At 36.4% G+C, this 1307-nt stretch carries 1 protein-coding gene; it reads left to right on the top strand.

Annotated features, from left to right (window positions below; genetic code table 11):
* Positions 1-251: 251 nt before the first annotated feature.
* Entirely contained in the window at positions 252-1091 is an 840-nt protein-coding gene (locus AC2YHV_RS27530) for a tyrosine-type recombinase/integrase (RefSeq protein ID WP_034306417.1), read from the top strand.
* Positions 1092-1307 lie beyond the last annotated feature (216 nt).

The following is a 1307-nucleotide window of genomic DNA, read 5'->3' as shown; positions in this document are numbered from 1 at the left end:
GAAAAGACCAGCCATCGGGCTGGTCTTTTTTGTGGTCGTTATCCTCAGTACTTATTATTTAAACCTGTTATAGACCATAAAGAAAGTTATATGCAGGATAAATGGTAGGACATACTATTAATGCATCTGAATTTCTATAGCTATCTGTCTTATCCATATCAGTTTAAGACAAAGGGACAGAATTCTTCGTTTCTGTAGGGATATATGTTAAACTTAACATAGTTCTGAAACTGTCATTGGGGGAATAGCCGATGGATACCTCTGCTAAAGATGAAATGATTTTTTCGTTTGCTGAATGGTTGAGAGACCAAGGCAAATCAGCTAATACGATCAAAACGTATACTGGTGTCCTTTCACAGTTTTGTGACCAGACACAAAAGATATTGATGGAGATCCATTCTGAAGATGTTCAGGGTTATCTTGATAATTTAGAAAATTGCAAGAAAAGCCCAGGGACAATCGAAAAACACTATATCGCATTAAATGTCTTCTTTAAATTTTTAGGTAAACCGCAAGTGATGCTTTCAGTGGAACGTAAAGTTAAGGAGCACAAGCTTGAGGTACCTGAAACTTTAAGCCTCAATGAGCAGCAGATACTGTTAAGAGATATAGAAGCAGAAGGGAATCTAAGGAACATTGCCATCGTCTACCTTTTGTTACATACTGGAATTCGTGTCTCCGAATTATGTGACTTAAATGGCCGTGACGTCATAATGGAAACAGAGCGGAATTATATACTTGTCCGGAACGCAAAAGGTGAAATCGACAGATCCGTACCCCTTACGATATCGGCCATTCAACATGTACAAAATTATCTTTTTTCTTTAAAAGAAAAAGCAGATCCGTTATTCATCTCAAGCTATAATCAAAGGATCACTCCGAGGTCAGTTCAATATATATTGAAAAAATACAATGTGCATCCGCATAAACTGCGACATACTTTTTGTCAAAGGTTAGTGGATAATGGAATAGATATACAAACGATATCAAAGCTTGCCGGTCATAAAGATTTAAACGTAACGAAGCGTTATCTAAAAGAAAAATCGCTGGATCTGGCAAATGCGATAGATCAAACTTTCACGAAACACTAAAATAAAGAAATGAAAAAGGGAAGAGAGATCTTTCCTTTTTTTGTTTAAACAAACAGATTCCTTGGAAATGACGAATAGGACGTTTTGAAAGAAGAGGAATATAGTTCAGTCAAAAGGACCGAACATATTGATGCATTGTTGAATCAAAAAAGAGGGGATTCCTGAAATAAGGTGGTATTATCCCCTTCAGGTAGACAGAGAAAAAAGAGAACATGA

The sequence above is a fragment of the Peribacillus sp. SRI_006 genome (assembly GCF_057586375.1).
Note: the sequence above shows the minus strand (reverse complement) of the source record. Positions and strands in the feature narration are given on the sequence as shown.